Raw genomic sequence first — 923 nt, 5'->3', positions numbered from 1 at the left:
CATCGTTCGTGCGTTGACCGTTGGAGCTAGAAATGTTGAAACTAGTAGTAGAATCGCTGTGACGAGTGCAAATGCCCGTCGATTCAACAAAAACCTCCGATAATTTACCATCTTTCCCCTCCTAAAAAGTATAAGCTTAACTAAACCTTCAAAACGATCCCCCTTTACTATGGTATAGCCTCACGGGTTGATATTTTCATAGTTTCACTTAGAAAGAAGAGACTGACAGAATGTGTCAGCCTCTTCTTAGTTGTTTTATTCCTCTACATTGATATAAAGCTTACCTTCTGCAATTTCCTCCGTTTCATTTCCATAGTCGTCACGTGCTACTACTTCAACGACCGCTCCATCAGCGACAACGTTGGAAGTTGCCGTATAGTATCCGACATAGTGGCCTGGAGACATCTCCATCATCGGTAGCTCATTCGCATTTTGAACCATGCCCATGCCTGTGTTGGTCAATGGCATATGGATTCTGAAACGCGCTTCGAGGCCTGGCTCACTGTCGAATTCGATCATCACGGATTGGCCAGCTTCAAGGTTCTTATCCGTATCTGGTTTGACGTTCGTCACTTCGATCGGTCCGAACTTCGCATCCACTGTCACCCTTTGGCTCTTGCGGTTGCCTGCAAGGTCTTTCGCGACAACTTTGATGACATTTTCGCCTTCGTCAAGAAGCATACGGTGAGAGTACGTGCCATCCTCATTGACCGTTGCTTTCTGACCGTTTACCTTCACCCAATCAAGGTGCGCATCATTAACCGTACCGGTAACATTTACCGCCATGCGGTTGGTCTTCGAATCGTCTTCCGGACTTTCAATGGTCAATTCCGGTTTTGTCTGATCCAACGTGACCGTCACTGGCTCGGAAGGATCTGTCATGCCGCGTTCGTTGGAAGCAGTCGCAACAAGGACATTCTCGC

The 923-nt window shown here is 47.1% G+C and carries 1 pseudogene; it reads right to left on the bottom strand.

Going from position 1 to position 923, the window contains the following annotated elements:
* Positions 1-255: 255 nt before the first annotated feature.
* Positions 256-923, bottom strand: a pseudogene (locus ACTWQL_RS24850) (peptidase S8); the annotation flags it as partial.

The organism is Pseudalkalibacillus sp. R45, from assembly GCF_052246725.1.
Classification (GTDB): domain Bacteria; phylum Bacillota; class Bacilli; order Bacillales; family Fictibacillaceae; genus Pseudalkalibacillus.
Note: the sequence above shows the minus strand (reverse complement) of the source record. Positions and strands in the feature narration are given on the sequence as shown.